Origin of the sequence: Catellatospora sp. NPDC049609, from assembly GCF_040675365.1 — a bacterium.
GTDB lineage: Bacteria > Actinomycetota > Actinomycetes > Mycobacteriales > Micromonosporaceae > Catellatospora.
The window spans coordinates 1-2,843 of the sequence record NZ_JBFAOU010000386.1 but is presented as its reverse complement, the minus strand read 5'-3'; the positions used below and the strand labels follow the sequence as shown (position 1 = coordinate 2,843).

General features: G+C 71.1%; 3 protein-coding genes. 1 reads left to right on the top strand and 2 read right to left on the bottom strand.

The window, feature by feature from the left end; all coding sequences use genetic code 11:
* Window positions 1-135: 135 nt before the first annotated feature.
* Window positions 136-1,143, bottom strand: a complete 1,008-nt coding sequence (locus AB0J67_RS40360; RefSeq protein ID WP_363490990.1) for an SPFH domain-containing protein — start codon at window positions 1,141-1,143, stop codon at window positions 136-138.
* Complete coding sequence (locus AB0J67_RS40355; protein ID WP_363490988.1) at window positions 1,143-1,574, bottom strand: NfeD family protein; 432 nt, start codon at window positions 1,572-1,574, stop codon at window positions 1,143-1,145. The genes AB0J67_RS40360 and AB0J67_RS40355 overlap by 1 nt, the downstream gene beginning before the upstream one ends.
* 181 nt (window positions 1,575-1,755) lie before the next feature.
* Here AB0J67_RS40355 and AB0J67_RS40350 point away from each other — a divergent pair.
* Window positions 1,756-2,843, top strand: a 1,088-nt coding sequence (locus AB0J67_RS40350; RefSeq protein ID WP_363490986.1) for a serine hydrolase domain-containing protein, incomplete at its 3' end; no start/stop codon positions are given.

The following is a 2,843-nucleotide window of genomic DNA, read 5'->3' as shown; positions in this document are numbered from 1 at the left end:
ACCTGGACCACCTGCACCTGCTGAAAGGAAGGGCACCTTCTTAACGCTATGCGTACGTGTGCGTGGGGCGGCTGTGCGCGCACACGACGGGGCCGGTGGCTTCGCCACCGGCCCCGTCACGCGTACCAGCTCAGGTCACTCCTTGGGGAGGCGGCTGGCTTCGATCTCGATCTCCTTGACGGCCGCGGCCGCCTCCTCCGCCACCCGGTTCGCCTCGGCCTCGGCCTCGGCGCCGGACTCGCGGGCCGCCTCGGCGGCGTTCGGGTCGCGGGTCAGCCCGCCGAAGGTCGACGCGATGCCGTCCAGCGCCTTGGTCAGCTCCACCGGCACGATCCACAGCTTGTTCGACGCGCCGGCCGCGATCTGCGGGAGAGCCTGCAGGTACTGCCAGGCCATCACCTTGTTGTCGGGCGAGGACACGTGGATGGCGTCGACGACCAGCTTGATCGCCTTGGCCTGGCCCTCGGCCTGCAGGATGCGGGCCTGGCGGTCACCGTCGGCGCGCAGCACGGCCGCCTGCTTGTCACCCTCGGCGGTCAGGATCTGCGACTGCTTGACGCCTTCGGCGTTGAGGATCGCGGCGCGGCGGTCCCGCTCGGCGCGCATCTGCTTCTCCATGGAGTCGCGGATGCTCGGCGGCGGCTCGATCGCCTTGATCTCGACGCGGGTCACCTTGACGCCCCACCGGCCGGTGTTCTCGTCGAGCACCACCGACAGCTGCCGGTTGACCTCCTCGCGGCTGGTCAGCGACCGCTCCAGGTCCATCGAGCCGATGACGTTACGCAGGGTGGTGACCGTGAGCTGCTCGATCGCCTGCAGGAAGTTCGCGATCTCGTAGGTCGCCCGCACCGGGTCGATGACCTTGAAGTACAGCACGGTGTCGATCGAGACCACCAGGTTGTCCGACGTGATCACCGGCTGCGGCGGGAAGCTGACCACCTGCTCGCGCAGGTCGACCTTGGTCCTGACGGCGTCGATGAACGGCACCAGGATGTTGAGGCCGGGGGTCAGCGTGCGGTTGTACTTGCCCAGCCGCTCGACCACGTCGTTGCGCTGCTGCGGCACGATCTTGACCATCTTGATCAGAGTGATCAGGACGATCAGTGCCACGATGACCACCAGGGCGGTCACGAAAGTCTCCATCAATCCCTCCAGACCAGCGCCGTGGCGCCGTCCACCTTCACTACCCGGACCCGGTCACCCGGGACGTATTCCTTCGTGGCGTCGTAGGGCCGCGCGCGCCAGAGCTCGCCGCCGATCTTGACGAGGCCGTTGTCCGCGTCTACGCGCTCCACGACCAGCGCGTCCGAGCCCTCGGTGACCGAGAAGTCCGCCGAGGCGCCGGGATCCCCCCGGAAGAAGCGGTGCTTCATCCACGGACGCACCACCGCGAGCGAGAGCGTGGACACCACGATGAACGCGATGCCCTGGATCCAGCCGGGCGCCCCCGCCAGACCCACCAGCGAGGCGGCCAGGAACCCGGCGCCCAGCATCAGCAGCACGAAAGTGCCGGTGAACAGCTCCGCGATCACCGCCACCGCGGCGAGGAGTAGCCACCACATCCAATCTTCCACGTGCTGATCGTGTCACGCTCGCGCCAGTGATGGGAGGTGTGGATCTCCTCGTCCGTTCGGCCAGATCCGGCGGTACGCCCAGCCGATCACGGTAACGGCCTGGCCCCGGCGGCGTTGTCCGCATAGGTTGTCCAGCGCAACAACGGCCGCGCCGGGGCGCGCGCACAGGGGTGGAGTGACGATGACGCTGACCGAGCGGACCGCGGCGCGGATCGACGAGCTGGTGGCCGCGGCCCAGGCCCAGGGGCGTACGCCCTGCCTGGTGGCGGCCGTGGTGCGGGACGGGCGGCCGGTCCACTTCAGCGCCGCGGGCGCCGACCCGGCGACCGGCGTGCCCACCGCCGACACCCAGTTCCGGATCGGCTCGATCAGCAAGACCATGACCGCGGTGCTCGTCCTGCAGCTGCGCGACGAGGGCGCGCTGGCGCTGGACGACCTGCTCTACCGGCACCTGCCCGGCACCCCGGTGGGCAGCGCCATCACCGTGCGCCAGCTGCTCGGCCACGTGTCCGGGCTGCAGCGCGAGCCGGACGGCCCGTGGTGGGAGCGCCACGACGGCCCGGACCTGGACACGTTCCTGGCCGCGCTGACCCCGGACAAGCTCGCCTACCCGCCGCACCGCGCCTATCACTACTCCAATCTGGCGTACGGGCTGCTCGGTGCGGTGGTGCACCGGCTCACCGGGCTGCACTGGACCGACCTGGTCGCCAAGCGGCTGCTGGAGCCGCTGGGCATGACCCGCACCAGCCACCGGGAGGCCGAGCCGTTCGCCCGCGGCTACGTGGTGCACCCGTGGCACGGCACGCTGCACGAGGAGCCGCGCACCGACACCGGCGCGATGGCGCCCGCCGGGCAGCTCTGGTCCACCGCGGACGACCTGCTCAAGTGGGCCGCGTTCCTGGCCGACCCGGACCCGGCGGTGCTGGCCCCGGCCACGCTGGCCGAGATGTGCGCGCCGGTGGTGATGAGCGACCTCGACGCCTGGACCACCGGCCACGGCCTCGGCCTGGAGCTGACGCGGGCCGGCGAGCGCGTGTACGCCGGGCACGGCGGCTCCATGCCCGGCTACCTGGCCCACCTGTGGGCGCACCGGCCCAGCCGGACCGGCGTGGTCGCCTTCGCCAACGCGTACACCCTGCACGGGCAGCGGATGGCGGCGCTGAGCAGCCGGCTGTCCAGCGGGCCCAGCCCGACGAAGGCGTTCACCTTCGCGTACAGCCGGGCCTGCACGTCGGCGGCGACGGCGCGGCGCAGCAGCGGCGCCAGGTA